This window comes from Veillonella parvula (assembly GCF_001553335.1).
Classification (GTDB): domain Bacteria; phylum Bacillota; class Negativicutes; order Veillonellales; family Veillonellaceae; genus Veillonella; species Veillonella parvula_S.
Genome location: NZ_KQ960813.1, coordinates 4,853 through 5,323 on the forward strand (window position 1 = coordinate 4,853; position 471 = coordinate 5,323).

1 pseudogene is annotated in these 471 nt (G+C 46.9%); it reads left to right on the forward strand.

Annotation, left to right across the window (positions count from 1 at the left end):
- A pseudogene (locus tag HMPREF1865_RS09275) lies at window positions 1–471 on the forward strand (hypothetical protein); the annotation flags it as partial.

Sequence of the window (471 nt, forward strand, 5' to 3'; positions counted from 1 at the left end):
GCACCGCAGCCGATAACGATTACAGCGGTGAAAACATCAAGACTTTCATCACCCAAGATAATGATGGCAATACCACTATCAACGTGAAGATGAATAGAAGTCTCGTAGCTGATTCCATTAAGGTCAATAAAAATGGTAAAGATGCTAAAGACGGCGTTACCCTTACCGGCCCTGATGCAAACGGCACGGATGGCAAGGTAGGCATTTCCGGTAAAGACGGTAAAGATGCGGTATCTATGTCCGGTAAGGATGGTGTCGGTCACATCGGCTTGGCAGGACCTGCCGGGACGAACGGTGTAAACGGCTCAAACGGTATCGATATGTCTGTGAAGAACGGCTATGATGATCCTGCTAAAGGTGTGAAAGGTGAAAAAGGGGTAGACGGCGTTAATGCTATTACTCGCATCGTATATCAAGATGCAAATGGTGAGCACCAAGTAGCAACCTTGGATGATGGTTTGCAATTCACAG